The sequence below is a fragment of the Pseudomonas gingeri genome, assembly GCF_013385425.1.
Classification (GTDB): Bacteria; Pseudomonadota; Gammaproteobacteria; order Pseudomonadales; family Pseudomonadaceae; genus Aquipseudomonas; species Aquipseudomonas gingeri_D.
On sequence record NZ_JACAQA010000012.1, the window covers coordinates 48,872 to 67,768 of the forward strand.

Here is an 18,897-nt window from a genome sequence, read left to right on the forward strand (position 1 = left end):
CCATCCTTCGCCAAACGACGCAAGCGCAGCGACATCAGAGCGCGCCGCCGTAGCGCAGTTTGCGCTGGTAAAGTTTTTCCGCCTTGCGCTCGAGCAAGGCCAGCAACGCGGCTTCATCGCGCAGGATCTGGCGCAGCGGCTGGCGGAAATAGCCTTTCAGGAAACGCAGCAGGTCGCGCCGGCTCAGGCCGATATCCAGCACCGAGAAATACAGCGCCGCCAGGTCCTTGTTGCGCCAGCGCGCGGGGATCGCCGCGCGGGTCTGGGCACGGTGCAGGTCGATGACCGAAAGCTTGAGGTCCTCGGCCGTCACCGGTTTGTCGGTATGCAGCAGGAAATGGCAGATATAGCAGTCGCGATGATTGACCCCGGCGCGATGCATCATGCCGGTCATGCGCGCCACTTCGGCGATCAGCGCGCGCTTGAGCCGTGGCTCCGGCGGCTGCTTGGGCCAGTCCATGCTGAAGTCTTCGAGACTGATGGTCGGCGCCAGTTCCTCCGTGACGATAAACGAATGCTGGTCCGCCGGATTGCTGCCACGCTCGCCATAAGCCACGGCGGTCATGGTCGGCACCGCGACTTCCTGCAGGCGCTGGATCGCCCGCCACTCCTGCCCCGCGCCGAGGACCGGCAACTTGGCGGTCAACAGGTTCTTGAAGATCTCGCGCCAGCCGATGCCACGGTGGATCTTGACGAAATAACCACGGCCGTCGACTTCCGTACGCAAGGTCCGTCGCGCTTCCAGCTCACGGTAAACCACACCCTCCAGGCGCTCGACCTCGGCGAACGCATCGCGTCCAGCCCACAAGCGCTTGAACGGTTCGGCCAGGATCAGCTTCATTGCGGTAGTTCCCCCAGGATCACGTCCGCCGCGCGCTGCGGCATGCTGTAGAGGTCAGCGGTCTCGGCGTAGCTCAGGCCATGCTGGCTCCACGCCTGGCGCGCGGCCTGATCGGACAACATACGTTCCAGAGACTGATTGAGCTGGGACTGCTCGAACGGTTCGTCCAGCACCAGGCCGCAGTCGGCCTCGGCGATGTAGCGGGCATAACCGCAGACCGCGGTCACCAGCACCGGCAACCCGGCCACCAGGGCCTCAAGCAGCACCGTACCGGTATTTTCGTTGTAGGCCGGATGGATCAGCAGATCGGCTCCCAACAGGAAGCGCGGGATATCGCTGCGCCCCATGAGGAATTGCACACGCTCGCCCAATCCCAGCGCGGCACTCTGCGCCTGGAAGGTCTTGGGGTCGTCCTGGCCAATGACAAACAGCCGGGTGCGTTCTTTCAGGGCCGGCGGCAACGCGGCCAGGGCCTTGAGGCTGCGATCGAGCCCCTTGGTCTTGAACCCGGAACCGATCTGCACCAGCAGCAGCTCATCGTCCGCCAGCTTGAACTCGCGGCGGAACTCGGCGCGGATTTCGGCGGCATTCGCCGGCGCCCGACGGTCCAGGGAAATGCCCGGCGACAGCAGGTGGAAACGCTCCGGCGGGGTGTCGTAGTGTTTGACGAACAACGGCTGCTGGACTTCGGAGATCATCAGGATTTCAGTCTTCGCCTCCCTGGCGAACACCGCCCGCTCATACTCGGCGAAATGCTGATAGCGGCCCCAGAGTCGATAGAGCGAATGACGCTGGTTCTGCGCCTTGTCTTCGAAGCAACCGTCGGCGGCATAGTAGACGTCCAGATCAGGCATCTTGTTGAAGCCGATCAGCCGTGCCACCGGCCGCTTGGCCAGGTCGGCCTTTACCCAGGCACTGAACCTGGCGTAACGCCGATGATTGAACAACGCCTTGACCGGCACCATCACCACTTCGAAGCCGGGCGGGATATCGCCCTCCCAGAACAGGCTGTAGACGCGGATCTGGTGCCCGCGCTGCTGGCATTCCAGGGCAATGCGCATGAAGTCACGCTGCAATCCGCCAAACGGAAAGTACTTGTACAGGACAAAAGCCAATTGCATCAGTGCCGCTCCTCAGCCATTAACAGCGCGCTCAATCGGCTTGCCACCCGTTCGGGATTCAAACGGGTGAAGCACAGAGGCAACTCGCGCTTCAGATCGAAGCGCTGCTGGTCCTCCGCTGTCGGAACGTAGGTGCATTTCTTTTGAAGACAAGGCGCGCAGGGGAAGTTGCTCGCCAGATGAATCTGCGACCGGCCGTAGGCACCGGTCAGGATCGAGCTGGTCGGACCGAACAGCGACAGCGTCGGCACATCCAGCGCGGCGGCCAGGTGACCGAGGCCGGTATCCACCGCCACGCAGGCAGTGGCGGCGGCCAGTACCTTCGCAACCCCGGCCAGGTTCAGCCTGGGCAGCACCACGACATGCTTCAGGTTGCGCGCAATCCGCTCGGCCCGGGCCTTTTCCTCGGCATTGCCCCAGGGCAGTTTCACCGGTACACCCAACTGACCGAGGCGCACGGCCAGCTCGCGCCAATAGGCTTCCGGCCAGTGCTTGGTGTCCCAGGTGGTGCCGTGCAGGAACACCACGAAAGGCTTGCGCGGCAACTCGACCAGCTTGTCGGCATCCAGGCCGTAGTCGCCCATCCCCCTGGGCAGGTCATAACCCAGCGCCAAGGCAAACAACTGGCGCATGCGATCAACCGCATGCTGATTGCGCGACACCGCCAGGCGCCGCGAATAAAAACGACTGGCCAGGGGTTCGCGGGCCGACTGTTTGTCCGGACCGGCCACCGGGGCCTTGGCATAACGGGTCAGCAACGCGCTTTTCACCAGGCCCTGGGCATCGATCACCAGATCGTACGGCTTGGCCCGCAGGCTCTCCTTGAACCGCCGCCACTCGCCACTCTTGAGGGTCTGCCAGATATTCTTGCGCCAGCGGCGGATCGCCACCGGAATCACCTTGTCCACCGCGGGGTGCCAGCTCGGTAGTTCGGCGAAGCCTTCCTCGACCACCCAGTCGAAACGGATGCCGGGAATCGCCCGCGCGGCATCGGTAAGGGCCGGCAAGGCATGAATGATATCGCCCAGGGAAGAGGTCTTGACCAGCAATACGCGCAATTAATGGACCTCGACCGCAGTGCCGTGCAAACGCTGCAAGGCTTCGTTCACCGGGGTCGGCTCAAGCTGACGCAGGCAGTTGTAATGGCCGAAGCGGCAGGTCCGGTCGAAGCAGGGACTGCACTCCAGGCCCAGGCGGACAATTTCCACCTGGTCGGCCAACGGCGGGGTGAAACCCGGCGAAGTCGAGCCGTAGATCGCCACCAGCGGGCGGTTCAACGCTGCAGCGACGTGCATCAACCCCGAATCGTTGGAAACCACCGCATCGGCGCAAGACATCAGGTCGATGGCCTCGGCCAGGGATGTGGCGCCACTGAGATTGACCGCCTCCTCGCGCAGCCCGGGAATCAGGCGCTGACGAATGTCTTCGCCGACCCCATGATCGTTCTTCGAACCGAACAGCCAGACCTGCCAACCTTCACGAATCCGCGCCTCGGCGACTTTCGCGTAATGCTCCGACGGCCAGCGCTTGGATTCGCCGAACTCGGCCCCCGGGCACAGCGCCAGTACCGGGCGATCCAGGCTCAGCTCGAACTTGGCCAGCGCGGCCTCGCGGCTGGCCGGGTCGATCTGCAAGCTCGGCCGTGGATAAGGCGTCGGCAGGCTTTCACCCGGCTCATAGGCCAGGGCCATGAATCGCTCGATCATCAGCGGATAACGTTCCTTATCCAGCTTGCGGACATCGTTGAGCAGGCCATAGCGAAACTCGCCACGCCAGCCTGTGCGCTTCGGCACGCCGGCAAAAAACGGCACCAGCGCCGACTTCAGCGAGTTGGGCAACAGGATCGCCTGGTCGTACCGGCCGGCCAGGGACTTGCCGATGCGCCGCCGCGTGGCCAGCTCCAGCGCGCCGTGGCCGAGCGGAAAGCTCAAGGCGGCCCGCACCTCGGGCATGCGCTCGAGGATCGGGCGGCTCCACTCCGGGGCCAGCACATCGATCTCGCACTGCGGATGACGCTGCTTCAGGCACTGGAACAGTGTCTGAGCCATCACCATGTCACCGACCCAGCTGGGCCCAACGATCAGAATATTCATAGGCTTCCACAAACGATGCGGGGAGGCTTATGCCTCCCCGCCTCTAAAATATCAATCAGCTTAGCCCCAGCTCGGTCCATATCCGCATGACATCGCGGCGTTCGACCGCGAACTGATCGCCGGTGATCACCCCCGCCTCCTTCTGCAACGCCTGGCGGTGGGCGGCGGAGCGATAGGCCTTGTAGGCCTCGCGCAGCAGGTGGGCGTCCGTGGCGGGGATCAGGCCCGCCTGCTCCAACCCTTCGAGAATGCGGATATTGTCGGTATAGCGGAGTAACGCCGGGTGCGCTTTCGACCAAGCCAATGTCGCGTATTGCACCATAAATTCAATATCGACGATACCACCGGCATCCTGCTTGATATCGAAGGGCGCCGTGGCCTCGAAGGCATTGGCCGCCGTGCCCGCCGCGGTGGCCTTGCTCCCCAGGTTGTCGCGCATCTTGGCGCGCATCTCGCTGACTTCCTGACGCAAGGTCGGCAAATCCCGCTCACGCCCCAGCACCGCCGCGCGTACCTTCTCGAACGCCGTGCCGACCTCGTTGCAACCTACCAGCACCCGGGCGCGGATCAGCGCCTGGTGCTCCCAGGTCCAGGCTTCGTTCTGCTGGTAACGCTCGAAAGCGCCCAGGGAACTGACCAGCAGCCCCGAAGCCCCGGACGGACGCAGGCGCATGTCCACTTCATAGAGCTGGCCGGAGTTGGTCTGGGTGGTCAGCAGGTGAATGATCCGCTGGCCCAGGCGGGTGAAAAACTGCGCGGTATCGATAGGCTTGGCGCCATCGGTCTCGGCATTCGGGTCGCCGTCGTGGATAAACACCAGGTCCAGGTCCGAACCATGGCCCAGCTCGATACCACCGACCTTGCCGTAGCCGACAATAATAAAGCCCGGGTCGCACAGGCTGCCATCGACACGTCGTGGCGAACCATGGCGGCCGACGGTCTGGCGCCAGGCCAGGGCCAGCACCTGTTCGAGGATCGCTTCGGCGAGCCAGGTGAGGTAGTCGCTGACCTTCATCAACGGCAGGCTGCCGGAGATTTCCGAGGCCGCGACCCGCAGACGATGCGCCAGCTTGAAGTGGCGCAAGGCTTCCATCTGCTGCTCGAGGTCGTCTTCCGGAATCCGCGTCAGGCGCTCACGCAGCTCCGCGGCCAGCTCCGGCGCCAGGGGCGGCTTGAATAGCCGGCCTTCGTTGAGCAACTCGTCAAGCAGCATCGGGAAGCGGGTGATCTGTTCGGCAATCCAGGGGCTCGCGGCACACAAGGTCAGCAAGCGGCGCAAGGCACCGGGGTTTTCCGTGAGCAGCACCAGGTAAGCCGAACGCCGGGCCACGGCTTCCACCAGGGGCAGCACCCGCTCCAGCACCAGGTCCGGATCGGCATGCTCCACCGCCTGGGCCAGCAAGCGCGGGATAAAGGCATCGAGCCGCTCCCGACCGAGCCGCTGCATGGCGCGCAACTGCGGGCTGGTGCGCAGCGCCGTCAGTTGCTTCAGGGCCTTGGCGGCATCCTTGAAACCGCCTTCCTGCAACTGCCGGCAGGCCGCCTCTTCATCCTGGGACTCTTCCCACAGCGGCAGCCATTCGCCGCCGACCATCACTTCACAATCGGCGCCATCTTCTTCGTCCGGGTCGGCGATCACCTGGCGGAAATGCCAGTCGACCCGCCCGCGCCAGTACATCAACCGCTCATGAAACGCCTCCCAACTGTCGAAGCCCATCATGAAAGCAATACGCGCGCGATCCTTCTCGCCATCGGGCAGCATCTGGGTCTGGCGGTCGGCAATCGCCTGGATCGCATGTTCGGTGTAGCGCAGGAATTCATAGCCGCTGCGCAACTCGCCGATCACCGCCGGCGGCAGGTAACCCTGGCCTTCCAGGGTCCCCAGTACCTTCAACAACGGGCGCTGCTGCAGACTCAGGTCACGCCCGCCATGAATCAGCTGGAAGGCCTGGGCAATGAACTCGACCTCGCGAATGCCGCCGGAACCCAGCTTGATATTCTCGGCCATACCCTTGCGCCGGACTTCCTGCTGGATCAACTGCTTCATGGTGCGCAACGCTTCGATGGCCGAGAAGTCCAGATAGCGCCGATAGACGAAGGGCCGCAGCATATCCAGCAACTGCGCGCCGGCCACCTGGTCGCCGGCCACCACCCGCGCCTTGATCATCGCGTAGCGCTCCCAGTCGCGCCCCTGGTCCTGGTAATACTGTTCCAGCGCGTTGAAGCTCAACACCAGCGCGCCGGCCGAGCCATAGGGGCGCAGGCGCATGTCGACGCGGAACACGAAGCCGTCGACGGTGATAGGGTCGAGTGCCTTGATCAGTCGCTGGCCCAGGCGGATGAAAAACTCCTGGTTGTCCAGCGGGCGCTTGGTCCCGACCGTCTCGCCGCCTTCCGGGTAGGCAAAGATCAGGTCGATGTCGGAAGACAGGTTCAACTCCACGGCACCGAGCTTGCCCATGCCGAGGATGACCATCTGCTGCGGCTCGCCACTGCGCCGCCCGGTGGGTGTGCCGAACTGCTGGCAATGCCGTGGATACAACCAGTGATACCCCTGGTCGATGCAGGCGTCGGCCAGGTCGGAAAGGTCGCGACAGGTCTGCACCAGGTCCGCCTGGCGAGTCAGGTCGCGCCAGATGATCCGCACCTGCTGGCGCGTGCGCTGCCGGCGCAGGGCGCGGCCCAGTTCGTCCTCGGTTTCGACCTGCTGCAACGCCGCGGCGATCTGCCCGCACATCTCCCCCGGCGCGAAGCCGCGATCCAGGTCGCCGAACTGCGCCAGCTCCAGCAACATCAAAGGGTCACGCAGCGATTGTTCAATAAAGAAGTCGCTGGCCGCGCCGACCCGGGCGAACTGCGCCCAGCGTGGCGCGGTCCATTCGCTCAGCCCGTGATCATCCTCCAGGGCGGCGACGGCAGCACGAAACGACTGCTCGGCACGACTGGCGGCAGGCAGGAGAATGGCCGGCAGGTCGGCCAACATTGGAAGGCTCATGGTCTATCCTTGGTGATCGAACAATCAGCCGCAGTCTGTGATAGCGAGAAACACGCTCTGGAAAGGACTGTCGAACAAAAGTTAGAAATAGCTGATAATGGTTATTTTTTGGCAGCCAGCCTCAAAAAGGTGGTCACCTTGATTATTTTCCAACCAACAATATCGATTACGCTCACAACATAGCAGGAAGTTTTTACTCGTCGATCTGTAGTTTTACTACTCGTCTATACATTCGAAAGGCTGAAATGGTCGACGATTTGTAGTAAAACTACAGGACTCCGGTACAACCTCCGGACATCCAAGAATTTATGTCGTCTGCCCACAAGGCCAGTCGCAAACTCAGGCAACCGATTCTGGAAGCCTTTCCGCCCTGGAGCAAGCCATGCAAGACCTCGATCCCGTCGAAACCCAGGAATGGCTGGACGCCCTGGAATCGGTTCTCGACAAAGAAGGCGAAGACCGTGCTCACTACCTGATGACCCGTATGGGCGAACTCGCGACCCGCAGCGGCTCGCAACTGCCCTACGCCATCACCACGCCTTACCGCAACACGATTCCCGTCACCCACGAAGCACGCATGCCTGGCGACCTGTTCATGGAACGCCGCATTCGCTCGCTGGTGCGCTGGAACGCGATGGCCATGGTAATGCGCACGAACTTGAAAGATTCTGACCTGGGCGGTCACATCTCCAGCTTCGCCTCCAGCGCCACCCTGTATGACATCGGTTTCAACTACTTCTTCCAGGCCCCGACCGACGAACACGGCGGCGACCTGATCTACTTCCAGGGCCACACCTCGCCAGGCGTCTACGCCCGTGCGTTCATGGAAGGCCGCATCACCGAAGAACAGATGAACAACTTCCGCCAGGAAGTCGACGGTCAGGGCCTCTCGTCCTACCCGCACCCTTGGCTGATGCCGGACTTCTGGCAGTTCCCGACCGTATCCATGGGTCTGGGTCCGATCCAGGCGATCTACCAGGCACGCTTCATGAAGTACCTGGAAGCTCGCGGTTTCATCCCTGAAGGCAAGCAGAAGGTCTGGTGCTTCCTGGGCGACGGCGAGTGCGACGAGCCGGAATCCCTGGGTGCCATCTCCCTGGCCGGCCGCGAGAAGCTGGACAACCTGATCTTCGTCATCAACTGCAACCTGCAGCGCCTCGACGGCCCGGTTCGCGGCAACGGCAAGATCATCCAGGAACTCGAAGGCGTGTTCCGTGGCGCCCAGTGGAACGTCACCAAAGTCATCTGGGGCCGTTTCTGGGACCCACTGCTGGCCAAGGACGTCGACGGCATCCTGCAACGCCGGATGGACGAAGTCATCGACGGCGAGTACCAGAACTACAAGGCCAAAGACGGCGCGTTCGTGCGTGAACACTTCTTCAACTCGCCGGAACTCAAGGCGATGGTTGCCGACCTGTCCGACGACGAGATCTGGAAACTCAACCGTGGCGGCCACGACCCGTACAAGGTCTACGCGGCGTACCACGAAGCGGTCAACCACAAGGAACAACCGACCGTCATCCTGGCCAAGACCATCAAGGGTTATGGCACCGGTGCCGGCGAAGCGAAGAACACCGCGCACAACACCAAGAAGGTCGATGTCGAAAGCCTGAAGCTGTTCCGCGATCGTTTCGACATTCCGGTCAAAGACGACCAGCTGGAAAACCTGCCGTTCTTCAAGCCGGAACCCAACAGCGCCGAAGCCCGCTACCTCAGCGAGCGCCGTACCGCACTGGGCGGTTTCGTGCCACAGCGCCGCGCGCAAAGCTTCAACATCCCGACGCCGCCACTCGATACCCTCAAGGCTATCCTGGACGGCTCGGGCGACCGTGAAATCTCCACCACCATGGCCTTCGTGCGGATCCTCGCGCAGCTGGTCAAGGACAAGGAAATCGGTTCGCGCATCGTCCCGATCATCCCGGACGAAGCCCGTACCTTCGGCATGGAAGGCATGTTCCGCCAACTGGGCATCTACTCCTCCGTCGGCCAGCTCTACGAGCCAGTCGATAAAGACCAGGTGATGTTCTACAAGGAAGACAAGAAGGGCCAGATTCTCGAAGAAGGCATCAACGAAGCAGGCGCCATGAGCTCCTTCATCGCCGCCGGTACTTCGTACTCCAGCCACAACCAGCCGATGCTGCCGTTCTACATCTTCTACTCGATGTTCGGCTTCCAGCGCATCGGCGACCTGGCCTGGGCCGCCGGCGACAGCCGCACCCGTGGTTTCCTGATCGGCGGTACCGCAGGCAGAACCACGCTGAACGGCGAAGGCCTGCAGCACGAAGACGGTCACAGCCACATCCTCGCGGGCACCATCCCGAACTGCCGTACCTTCGATCCAACCTACGGCTACGAGCTGGCGGTGATCATCCAGGACGGCATGAAGAAGATGACCGAAGAGCAGCAGGACGTTTTCTACTACATCACCGTGATGAACGAGTCCTACCAGCAACCCGCCATGCCGGCCGGTGTTGAAGAGGGCATCATCAAGGGCATGTACCTGCTCGAGGAAGACACCAAGGAAGCGGCCCACCACGTGCAACTGATGGGCTCCGGCACCATCCTGCGCGAAGTGCGTGAAGCGGCGAAGATCCTGCGTGAGCAATTCAACATCGGCGCCGACGTGTGGAGCGTCACCAGCTTCAACGAACTGCGTCGCGACGGCCTGGCCGTGGAGCGCAGCAACCGCCTGCACCCGGGCCAGAAGCCAAAGCTGAGCTACGTCGAAGAATGCCTCAACGGCCGCAAAGGTCCGGTGATCGCCTCTACCGACTACATGAAGTTGTTTGCCGAACAGATTCGTCAGTGGGTCCCATCCAAGGAATTCAAAGTCCTGGGTACCGACGGTTTCGGCCGCAGTGACAGCCGCAAGAAGCTGCGTCACTTCTTCGAAGTCGACCGTCATTTCGTGGTGTTGGCAGCCCTGGAAGCCTTGGCTGACCGTGGTGAGATCGAACCCAAGGTGGTGGCTGACGCCATCGTCAAGTTCGGGATCAACCCGGAAAAACGCAACCCACTGGACTGCTGAGGAGACACCCTGTGAGCGAACTCATTCGCGTACCTGACATCGGCAGCGGTGAAGGTGAAGTAATCGAACTGTTTGTGAAGGTCGGCGACCGCATCGAAGCCGACCAGAGCATCCTGACGCTGGAATCGGACAAGGCGAGCATGGAAGTGCCCGCGCCGAAAGCCGGCATCATCAAGAGCCTGAAAGTGAAGCTGGGCGACCGCCTGAAAGAAGGCGACGAGCTGCTGGAACTGGAAGTCGAAGGTGCCGCTGCTGCGGCGCCTGCGGCTGCACCGGCACCTGTTGCCCAGGCGGCCGCGCCGGTTGCGGCCGCCGCACCAGTTGCCGCTCCGAGCGCCGCACCTGCCGCCGCCTCGGCCCAGCCAGTGCACGTGCCGGACATCGGTTCGTCGGGCAAGGCCCAGATCATCGAGATCTCGGTCAAGGTCGGTGACAGCATCGAAGCCGATCAATCGCTGATCACCCTCGAATCCGACAAGGCCAGCATGGAAATCCCATCGCCGGTCGCCGGTGTCGTGGAAAGCATCAGCGTCAAGCTCAACGATGAAGTCGGTACCGGCGACCTGATCCTGGTCCTGAAAGTCGCGGGCGCGGCGTCGGCCGCTGCCCCAGCACCGGCCCAAGCCGCCGCCGCACCTGCTGCCGCTCCGGCGCCAGCGGCTGCACCGGCCGCTCCGGTTGCCGACAGCGTGCAGGACATCCACGTGCCGGATATCGGCTCGGCGGGCAAGGCCAAGATCATCGAAGTCTCGGTCAAGGCCGGCGACACCGTCGAGGTCGATCAATCGCTGATCACCCTCGAATCCGACAAAGCCAGCATGGAAATCCCATCGCCGGCCGCCGGCGTGGTGGAAAGCATTTCCATCAAGCTCGACGACGAAGTCGGTACCGGCGACCTGATCCTCAAGCTGAAGGTCAAGGGCGTTGCCGCGCCAGCCGCTCCTGCTCCAGCAGTTGCACCTGCCGCACCGGCCAAGGCTGAAGCCGCACCTGCTGCTGCGCCGGCTCCAGCCGCTGCCCCGGTAGCCGCTCCGGCCAACCCGGGTGCCAAGGTTCACGCCGGCCCGGCGGTACGCCAACTGGCCCGTGAATTCGGCGTCGAGCTGAACGCGGTCAGCGCCAGCGGCCCCCACGGTCGCATCCTCAAGGAAGACGTGCAGGCCTACGTCAAGGCGATGATGCAGAAAGCCAAGGAAGCACCGGCCGCCGCACCTGCTGGCGCCACCGGCGGTGCCGGTATCCCGCCGATCCCGGTCGTAGACTTCAGCCGCTTCGGCGAAATCGAAGAAGTGCCGATGACCCGCCTGATGCAGGCTGGCGCCGCCAACCTGCACCGCAGCTGGCTGAACGTGCCGCACGTGACCCAATTCGACTCGGCGGATATCACCGAGCTGGAAGCATTCCGCGTGGCCCAGAAAGCCGTGGCCGAGAAGGCTGGCGTCAAGCTGACCATCCTGCCGCTGCTGCTCAAGACCTGCGCTCACCTGCTCAAGGAACTGCCGGACTTCAACAGTTCGCTGGCCCCAAGCGGCAAGGCGATCATCCGCAAGAAGTACGTCAACATCGGCTTCGCCGTCGACACGCCGGATGGCCTGCTGGTTCCGGTGATCAAGAACGTCGACCAGAAGAACCTGCTGCAACTCGCCGCCGAAGCGGCTTCCCTGGCTGAAAAAGCCCGGACCAAGAAGCTCTCCGCCGACGACATGCAGGGCGCCTGCTTCACCATTTCCAGCCTCGGGCACATTGGCGGCACCGGCTTCACGCCGATCGTCAACGCGCCGGAAGTGGCGATCCTCGGTGTCTCCAAGGCCACCATCCAGCCGGTCTGGGACGGCAAGGCCTTCCAGCCCAAGCTGATGCTGCCACTGTCGCTGTCCTACGATCACCGGGTGATCAACGGTGCAGCCGCCGCGCGCTTCACCAAGCGCCTGAGCGACCTGCTGGCGGATATCCGCACTATCCTGCTGTAACCGCGAACCCGGTCTCTTCCCTTGAGGAGACCGGGCCCGCGTACCGATTTCCGAGCGCCACGCTCGTACCTCAACCCCGCCAATTGGCGGGGCTTTTTTTGCCTGTTTTCCGGGCAATGCCATAAACGATTCAGCAAACACCGTGCGCCCCTTGAAATAGACGGGTGGCGACGCCCGTCAATTGAAGAAATCCCCTCCTCGGCCGATACATTGAAGGCACGGAGCCACTGTTGTGCTTGTCAGCCTGACCTGCTTAATGCAACCTTGCCCAACACGCCAGAAAAACGGTTTGTACCCAGCGTGACCCGTACTCTTGAAGCGAGCTCTCAATGAAAAGCCAACCGGATGTCGCCAATAGATTGGCGGCCGAGGTAGTAACGCAATTGCCGGTGCCCTCGCGGCTCGGCATGCTGCGTTTCGAACGGCTGAATGAAGCAAGCTGGGCACTGCTGTTTCTCGATCCCAATTGCGAGCGCCAGTTCGGCCAACCGGCCATTGAACTCTGCGCCCTGGTCGGCTCGCCCTATGCCAGCCTGATGGAACCGGAAGCCCGTTACCGGCTGCACGACACCATCCAGCAGCAACTGGTCGACAGCCCGCATTACCTGATTCGCTACACCCTGCACACCACCCAGGGGCCACTGAGCCTGCTGGAAGTCGGTGAAGCCTACAAACAACACAACCGTCACCTGCTGCGCGGCTACCTGCTGGTGGTCGAGGGCCTGCTCGGCCAGGAGCCGAGCTTGCCGGCCGCCGACCTGGAAACCCAGAACAGCCGCCTGCAGATTGCCCTGGAACTGAACCAGCGCGCCCAGCAGGAACAATTGCTCCACCTCGACCGGGTACGCGCCCAGCAGGACCTGATCCTGCGCCTGGCGCGCCAGCGCTACAGCGCCGGCAAGTCCCTGCTCGAAGCCGCCGAACTGATCACCCGCTGCGCCTGCGACATCTACGAGATCGACTGCGCAAGTATCTGGAACCTCGAAGGCAACCGCCTGGTACCGATCTGCTCCTATCACCGTGATCGCCAGCAATACGTGCTGCCGGACATCATCGACGTCAGTGGTTTTCCCGACTACCTCGAAGCCCTGCACACCAGCCGTGCCATCGACGCCCACAATGCCAACCGCGACCCGCGTACCCGGGAAATGGCCGAAAGCCTGCGCCCACGGGACACCAATGCCATGCTCGATGCCAGTATCCGCATCGATGGCCAGGTGGTCGGCGTGCTGTGCCTGGAACAGACCGGCAAGAGCCGCGCCTGGCAGTCCGATGAGATCGCCTTTGCCGGTGAGCTGGCAGACCAGTTCGCCCAGGTCATCAACAACCACAACCGACGGGCCGCCACCAGCGCCCTGCACCTGTTCCAGCGCGCCGTGGAACAGAGCGCCAACGCCTTCCTGCTGGTCAGCAGCGAAGGCGTGGTGGAATACGTCAACCCCAGCTTCACCGCCATCACCCAGTACAGCACCGAGGAAGTCCACGGCCAGAAGCTCTCCGAGCTGCCGGCCCTGGAGAACCTCAGCGAGCTGCTGTTCGACGCGCCCTCGAGCCTGGCCAAGAGCAATAGCTGGCAAGGCGAGTTCAAGAGCCGACGCAAGAACCTGGAGCCCTACTGGGGCCAGCTGTCGATCTCCAAGGTCTACGGTGACAACCGCGAACTGACCCACTACATCGGCATCTACGAAGACATCACCCAGAGCAAGCTGGCGCAACAGCGCATCGAACGCCTGGCCTACACCGACAACCTGACCAACCTGGGCAACCGCCCGGCGTTCATCCGCAACCTCGACGAGCGTTTCGCCCGCGACAGCGACTCGCCCATCAGCCTGCTGCTGGTGGACATCGACAACTTCAAGCGGATCAACGACAGCCTCGGCCACCAGACCGGCGACAAACTGCTGATCAGCCTGGCCCGACGCCTGCGCAACAGCCTGAGCCCGAGCGGCAGCCTGGCGCGCTTTGCCAGTAACGAATTCGCGGTGCTACTGGACGATACCGACCTGGAAACCGGGCAACAGATCGCCAGCCAGCTGCTGACCACCCTCGACAAGCCGATGTTCGTCGACAACCAGCTGATCAGCGTCACCGGCTCCGTGGGCCTGGCCAGCGCGCCGCTGCATGGCCGCGACCCGCAGACCCTGATGCGCAACGCCGGCCTGGCCCTGCACAAGGCCAAGGCCAACGGCAAGCACCAGGTCCAGGTCTTTACCGAGGCGCTGAACGCCGAGGCCAGCTACAAGCTGTTCGTCGAGAACAACCTGCGCCGGGCCCTGACCCAGAACGAGCTGGACGTGTTCTACCAGCCCAAGCTCTGCCTGCGCAGCGGCCGCCTGCTGGGCATGGAGGCGCTGTTGCGCTGGAACCACCCGGAACGCGGCATGATCCGCCCGGACCAGTTCATCAGCGTCGCCGAAGAAACCGGCCTGATCATCCCGATCGGCAAATGGGTCGCGCGCCAGGCCTGCCGCATGAGCAAGCAACTGACCGCCTCCGGGCTGGGCAAGCTGCAGGTGGCGATCAACCTGTCGCCCAAGCAGTTCTCCGACCCGGACCTGGTGGCCTCCATCGCCAGCATCCTCAAGGAAGAACAGCTGGCGCCGGCCCTGCTGGAGCTTGAGCTGACCGAAGGCCTGCTGCTGGAAGCCACCGAAGACACCCACCAGCAACTCGACCAGTTGAAAAGGCTTGGCCTGACCCTGGCCATGGACGACTTCGGCACCGGCTATTCGTCCCTGAGCTACCTGAAGAAATTCCCGATCGACATCATCAAGATCGATCGCAGCTTCATCCATGAAATCCCGGACAACCAGGACGATATGGAAATCACCTCCGCGGTGATCGCCATGGCCCACAACCTGAAGATCAAGGTGGTGGCCGAAGGGATCGAGACTTACGAGCAACTGACCTTCCTGCGGCGCCACCGTTGCGACGTCGGCCAGGGCTACCTGTTCGACCGGCCGATCCCCGGTCTCGACCTGATCCAGCAGCTCAAACGTTACCCGCGCGGCCCTTTGGCCTGACAGCGCTGTAACACTCGGGCACACTGTCGGTCTATCCTACTGTATCGCTTATCCCAACCTGACTGAGAGGACTGTGACATGGTCTTGCGCTCGGAAATACTGGTGAACAAAAACGTGCTCCCAACCAAAGAACAAGCTCTGCCTGGCCGCGAAACCCCGATGAGCGTGCCGGAAAACCATTTCGTTAACGGCAACCCGCTGCTGGGGCCCTTCCCCGGCAACGTGGAATTCGCGATTTTCGGCCTGGGTTGCTTCTGGGGCGCGGAACGACGCTTCTGGCAACGTGAAGGGGTGTACAGCACCTCGGTGGGTTACGCCGGCGGTTTCACGCCGAACCCGACCTACGAAGAAGTCTGCTCGGGCCTGACCGGCCATAGCGAAGTGGTTCTGGTGGTGTATGAACCGGAAATCGTCAGCTACGAGCAACTGCTCGCGCTGTTCTGGGAACTGCACGATCCGACCCAGGGCATGCGCCAGGGCAACGACATCGGCAGCCAGTACCGCTCGGTGATCTACGCCACCAAGCCGGATCAGTTGGAAGCGGCACTGAAGAGCAAGCAGCTGTACCAGGCCGAACTGAGCAAGGCCGGGCATGGCACGATCACCACGGAAATCGACGAAGCGCCGACCTTCTTCTATGCCGAGGCCTATCACCAGCAGTACCTGGCGAAGAACCCCGAAGGCTATTGCGGGATTCGCGGCACGGGCGTGACCTGCCCGATCTGATTCAGCACCCGGCGTCGGACACAGGTTTTGCGGACACCACAGACCTGTAGGAGCCTGGCTTGCCAGCGAAGAGGCCCTCAAGAGCGCCAAAAGCTTCGCGGGCAAGCCCTGCCCCTACAGTTGCGCGATGTGTTCAGAGCATCGGGGGAAAACCCAAGGCCCCCGACTTACTCGGCAATCAACCAATCCATCCGCCAATCACCCTGGGTCTGCCCCAGCTTCTGCGCCAGCCACGGCAACAACTCCCGCAGCTCCTCTTCCAGCCCCCACGGCGGATTGGCAATCGCCAGGCCCGAACCGTTCAGGCTCGCCGGCGTATCCAGCGGATGCACCAACAATTCCACCCGCAGCAATTTCGGCGCACCGCTACCGGCCAGATCCTGATAGAAGCGCTTCAGGGCGCGCTGATCCTTGATCGGATACCAGATCGCCGCCACCGTCTGGCGCATACGCCCGATGGCTTCCTTGAGCGATGCCGCACAGCGCTGCATCTCATCCAGCTGTTCGAACGGCGGATCGATCAGCAGCACCGCACGCTTCTCTGCTACCGGCAGCAAGGCCCGCGCCACATGCCAGCCTTCGCCCAGGTGCACCGCCACGCGCCGGTCGCCCTTCATATTGTCCTTGAGCAGCTTGCCGTCTTCCGGGTGCTTCTCGTTGAGCAGGATCCGCTCGCGCTCACGGGTCAGGCGTCGCGCCAGCTCCGGCGAGCCCGGGTAGTAGCGCAATTCGCCATCCGGGTTCATCTCGTGCAGCACACGCATGTAGTCGGCGGTCACCGCCGGCAACGCCTGCTCGCCCCACAAGCGGGCGATCCCCTCCAGGTATTCGCCGGTGCGGCTGGCCTGGTCGCCCTTGAGGTCGTACAGGCCAATGCCGGCGTGACTGTCGATATAGGCGAACGGCTGCTCCTTGCGCGCCATCAGGGCGATCAAACGAGTCAGGATCAGGTGTTTCAAGACGTCGGCGTGATTGCCGGCGTGGAAGGCGTGACGGTAGTTCATGGCGACTCCTGCGAAGGAGGCGAAGTTTACCTTGTGCCCGGGCGTACGTCAGGTCGCAGCGTATCGGCGGCATCGGAAGTGTCTGACATATTCCCGGGGCCGGGCAGTGATAAGGTCGTTTTCCCGCCTATCGGAAAGAAGGATCCGAGCAATGACCACCCGCTACGCCAAGATTGTCCTCACCCTGGCCCTCGCGGCCTTCGCCTTTATGGTCACGTTCAACAATATCACCGACTACGGTTCCAACTTCGCCTTTGTCCGCCATGTACTGAGCATGGACACCACCTTCCCGGACAATGCCGCGATGTACCGCGCAATCACCACCCCCGCGCTCTGGCACGCCGCCTATTGGCTGATCATCTTCGGCGAAGGCCTGACCGCGGTGCTGCTGGCCCGTGGAGCCTGGTCACTCTGGCAAGCGCGCAAACGCGACGCCGCCAGCTTCGCCCAGGCGAAGCAGTGGGTCATCGGCGGCGCAACCGTCGGTTTCCTGGTCTGGTTCTTCGGTTTCATGGTGGTCGGCGGCGAATGGTTCCTGATGTGGCAATCGCAGACCTGGAATGGCCAGGAGCCGGCCTTCAAGTTCTACATGGCTATTCTCGGAGTGCTGATCTTCGTCAATCAGGCGGACAACGAGCTGGCTTAATCCGGCCACTTGCCGATTGCGCGCCAGTATCGGACACTGGCGCGCCGGTTTGCGGTCCGACCACGGGCGCAGCACCCAAGGTCATTGGCGACTCAGACACACGAGACCATTAAGCGACCGCACCTGCCTGGCAGTGCTCATTAATGGAATTCCACTGAGTCGAGATTTTATGAAAGACGCAACGATTGCGCTCCATCACGGTTTCAAGTCGGACCCGACCACCAAGGCCGTGGCCGTGCCCATCTACCAGAACGTCGCCTTCGAATTCGATAACGCCCAGCACGGCGCCGACCTGTTCAACCTGGATGTCCCGGGCAATATCTACACCCGGATCATGAACCCCACCAACGATGTGCTGGAACAGCGCCTCGCCGCCCTCGAAGGCGGGATCGCCGGGTTGGCGGTGTCCGCCGGCAGCGCCGCGATCCACTACGCGATCCAGACCCTGACCCGTGCCGGCGACAATATCGTCTCCACGCCACAACTCTACGGCGGCACCTACACCCTCTTCGCCCACCTGCTGCCAAGCTTCGGTGTCGATGTGCGCTTCGCCCGCGACGACTCACCCGAAGCCATCGCCGAACTGATCGACGAGAACACCAAGCTGGTCTATTGCGAAAGTATCGGTAATCCGGCGGGCAATATCGTCGATCTCCAGCGCTTCGCCGAGGTTGCCCATGCCCGCGGCGTACCACTGATGGTCGATAACACCGTGGCGACGCCGATCCTGTGCAAGCCGATCGAGTTTGGTGCCGATATCGTCGTGCACTCGGTGACCAAGTACGTCGGTGGCCACGGCAACTCCCTGGGCGGGGTGATTGTCGATGCCGGCACTTTCCCCTGGGCCGACTACCCGGAAAAATTCCCCGGCCTGAACACCCCGGAGGCCGCCTATCACGGCGTGGTCTACACGGAAAAATTCGGCCCGGCGGCCTTTATCGCCCGCGCCCGCACCGTGCCGTTGCGCAATACCGGCGCGGCCCTGGCGCCGATGAACGCCTTCCTGCTACTGCAAGGCCTGGAAACCCTGGCCTTGCGCATGGAGCGGCATACCGAGAACGCGCTCAAGGTGGCGCAGTTCCTCAAGGCCCACGAGCAAGTGGCCTGGGTCAGTTACGCCGGCCTGCCGGACCATCCGCACCATGAGCTGGCGCTCAAGTACATGCAGGGCAAGCCTTCGGCGATCCTCTCGTTCGGCCTCAAGGGCGGCTATGCAGCCGGTGTGCGTTTCTACGATGCACTGCAGATCTTCAAGCGCCTGGTGAATATCGGCGACGCCAAGTCCCTGGCCTGCCACCCGGCCTCCACCACCCACCGGCAAATGAACGAGCAAGAGCAGGCCAAGGCCGGCGTGAAACCGGAAATGATCCGCCTGTCCGTTGGCATCGAGGCGATCGAGGATATCCTCGAAGACCTGCAACAAGCGCTACGCGCTTAAAGCAAAACGGCC

At 62.8% G+C, this 18,897-nt stretch carries 12 protein-coding genes; 6 read left to right on the forward strand and 6 right to left on the reverse strand.

The annotated features are described in order from the left end of the window. Positions 1-34 precede the first annotated feature (34 nt). Genes rfaP through glnE form a run of 5 tightly spaced genes read right to left on the reverse strand, consistent with a single transcriptional unit; the run spans position 35 to position 7,050 of the window. A complete protein-coding gene (gene rfaP, locus HX830_RS17195) occupies positions 35-841 on the reverse strand; it encodes a lipopolysaccharide core heptose(I) kinase RfaP (protein WP_152737711.1) in 807 nt (268 codons plus the stop codon). Then, positions 838-1,962 (reverse strand): glycosyltransferase family 4 protein, encoded by a 1,125-nt coding sequence (locus HX830_RS17200; protein WP_177101431.1) that lies wholly within the window; start codon positions 1,960-1,962, stop codon positions 838-840. The genes rfaP and HX830_RS17200 overlap by 4 nt, the downstream gene beginning before the upstream one ends. Then, entirely contained in the window at positions 1,962-3,020 is a 1,059-nt protein-coding gene (gene waaC / locus HX830_RS17205; protein WP_177101433.1) for a lipopolysaccharide heptosyltransferase I, read from the reverse strand. The genes HX830_RS17200 and waaC overlap by 1 nt, the downstream gene beginning before the upstream one ends. Beyond that, positions 3,021-4,055, reverse strand: coding sequence for a lipopolysaccharide heptosyltransferase II (gene waaF, locus HX830_RS17210; RefSeq protein ID WP_152737714.1), 1,035 nt, complete (start codon positions 4,053-4,055; stop codon positions 3,021-3,023). Between the two features lie 55 nt (positions 4,056-4,110). After that, the gene (glnE, locus tag HX830_RS17215) at positions 4,111-7,050 is read right to left on the reverse strand and encodes a bifunctional [glutamate--ammonia ligase]-adenylyl-L-tyrosine phosphorylase/[glutamate--ammonia-ligase] adenylyltransferase (RefSeq protein WP_177101435.1); all 2,940 of its coding nucleotides are present in this window, start codon (positions 7,048-7,050) and stop codon (positions 4,111-4,113) included. A gap of 382 nt (positions 7,051-7,432) precedes the next feature. Between glnE and aceE the strand changes: the two genes are divergently transcribed. From aceE to msrA, 4 genes are all read left to right on the forward strand, one after another. Further along, positions 7,433-10,078, forward strand: coding sequence for a pyruvate dehydrogenase (acetyl-transferring), homodimeric type (gene aceE, locus HX830_RS17220; protein ID WP_103498028.1), 2,646 nt, complete (start codon positions 7,433-7,435; stop codon positions 10,076-10,078). Between the two features lie 11 nt (positions 10,079-10,089). Next, a complete protein-coding gene (gene aceF, locus HX830_RS17225; protein ID WP_177101437.1) occupies positions 10,090-12,048 on the forward strand; it encodes a dihydrolipoyllysine-residue acetyltransferase in 1,959 nt (652 codons plus the stop codon). A 329-nt stretch (positions 12,049-12,377) separates the two neighbouring features. Then, on the forward strand, positions 12,378-15,071 hold the full coding sequence (locus HX830_RS17230; protein WP_177101439.1) for a putative bifunctional diguanylate cyclase/phosphodiesterase: 2,694 nt from the start codon (positions 12,378-12,380) through the stop codon (positions 15,069-15,071). Between the two features lie 78 nt (positions 15,072-15,149). Then, entirely contained in the window at positions 15,150-15,797 is a 648-nt protein-coding gene (msrA, locus tag HX830_RS17235; RefSeq protein WP_152737717.1) for a peptide-methionine (S)-S-oxide reductase MsrA, read from the forward strand. Between the two features lie 167 nt (positions 15,798-15,964). Here the strand turns inward: msrA and HX830_RS17240 are convergent, their stop codons facing one another. Beyond that, positions 15,965-16,801 (reverse strand): 23S rRNA (adenine(2030)-N(6))-methyltransferase RlmJ, encoded by an 837-nt coding sequence (locus HX830_RS17240; RefSeq protein WP_103498024.1) that lies wholly within the window; start codon positions 16,799-16,801, stop codon positions 15,965-15,967. A 151-nt stretch (positions 16,802-16,952) separates the two neighbouring features. Here HX830_RS17240 and HX830_RS17245 point away from each other — a divergent pair, with 151 nt between their 5' ends. Then, complete coding sequence (locus HX830_RS17245) at positions 16,953-17,447, forward strand: DUF2165 family protein (RefSeq protein ID WP_177101441.1); 495 nt, start codon at positions 16,953-16,955, stop codon at positions 17,445-17,447. A 169-nt stretch (positions 17,448-17,616) separates the two neighbouring features. Beyond that, complete coding sequence (locus HX830_RS17250) at positions 17,617-18,885, forward strand: O-acetylhomoserine aminocarboxypropyltransferase/cysteine synthase family protein (RefSeq protein ID WP_177101443.1); 1,269 nt, start codon at positions 17,617-17,619, stop codon at positions 18,883-18,885. Positions 18,886-18,897 lie beyond the last annotated feature (12 nt).

What these genes read in the sequence shown, in the direction of transcription:
- rfaP (WP_152737711.1), bottom strand. Translation starts at nt 841, where the DNA reads ATGAAGCTGATCCTGGCCGAACCGTTCAAGCGCTTGTGGGCTGGACGC.
- HX830_RS17200 (WP_177101431.1), bottom strand. Translation starts at nt 1,962, where the DNA reads ATGCAATTGGCTTTTGTCCTGTACAAGTACTTTCCGTTTGGCGGATTG.
- waaF (WP_152737714.1), bottom strand. Translation starts at nt 4,055, where the DNA reads ATGAATATTCTGATCGTTGGGCCCAGCTGGGTCGGTGACATGGTGATG.
- glnE (WP_177101435.1), bottom strand. Translation starts at nt 7,050, where the DNA reads ATGAGCCTTCCAATGTTGGCCGACCTGCCGGCCATTCTCCTGCCTGCC.
- aceE (WP_103498028.1), top strand. Translation starts at nt 7,433, where the DNA reads ATGCAAGACCTCGATCCCGTCGAAACCCAGGAATGGCTGGACGCCCTG.
- HX830_RS17230 (WP_177101439.1), top strand. Translation starts at nt 12,378, where the DNA reads ATGAAAAGCCAACCGGATGTCGCCAATAGATTGGCGGCCGAGGTAGTA.
- msrA (WP_152737717.1), top strand. Translation starts at nt 15,150, where the DNA reads ATGGTCTTGCGCTCGGAAATACTGGTGAACAAAAACGTGCTCCCAACC.
- HX830_RS17240 (WP_103498024.1), bottom strand. Translation starts at nt 16,801, where the DNA reads ATGAACTACCGTCACGCCTTCCACGCCGGCAATCACGCCGACGTCTTG.
- HX830_RS17245 (WP_177101441.1), top strand. Translation starts at nt 16,953, where the DNA reads ATGACCACCCGCTACGCCAAGATTGTCCTCACCCTGGCCCTCGCGGCC.
- HX830_RS17250 (WP_177101443.1), top strand. Translation starts at nt 17,617, where the DNA reads ATGAAAGACGCAACGATTGCGCTCCATCACGGTTTCAAGTCGGACCCG.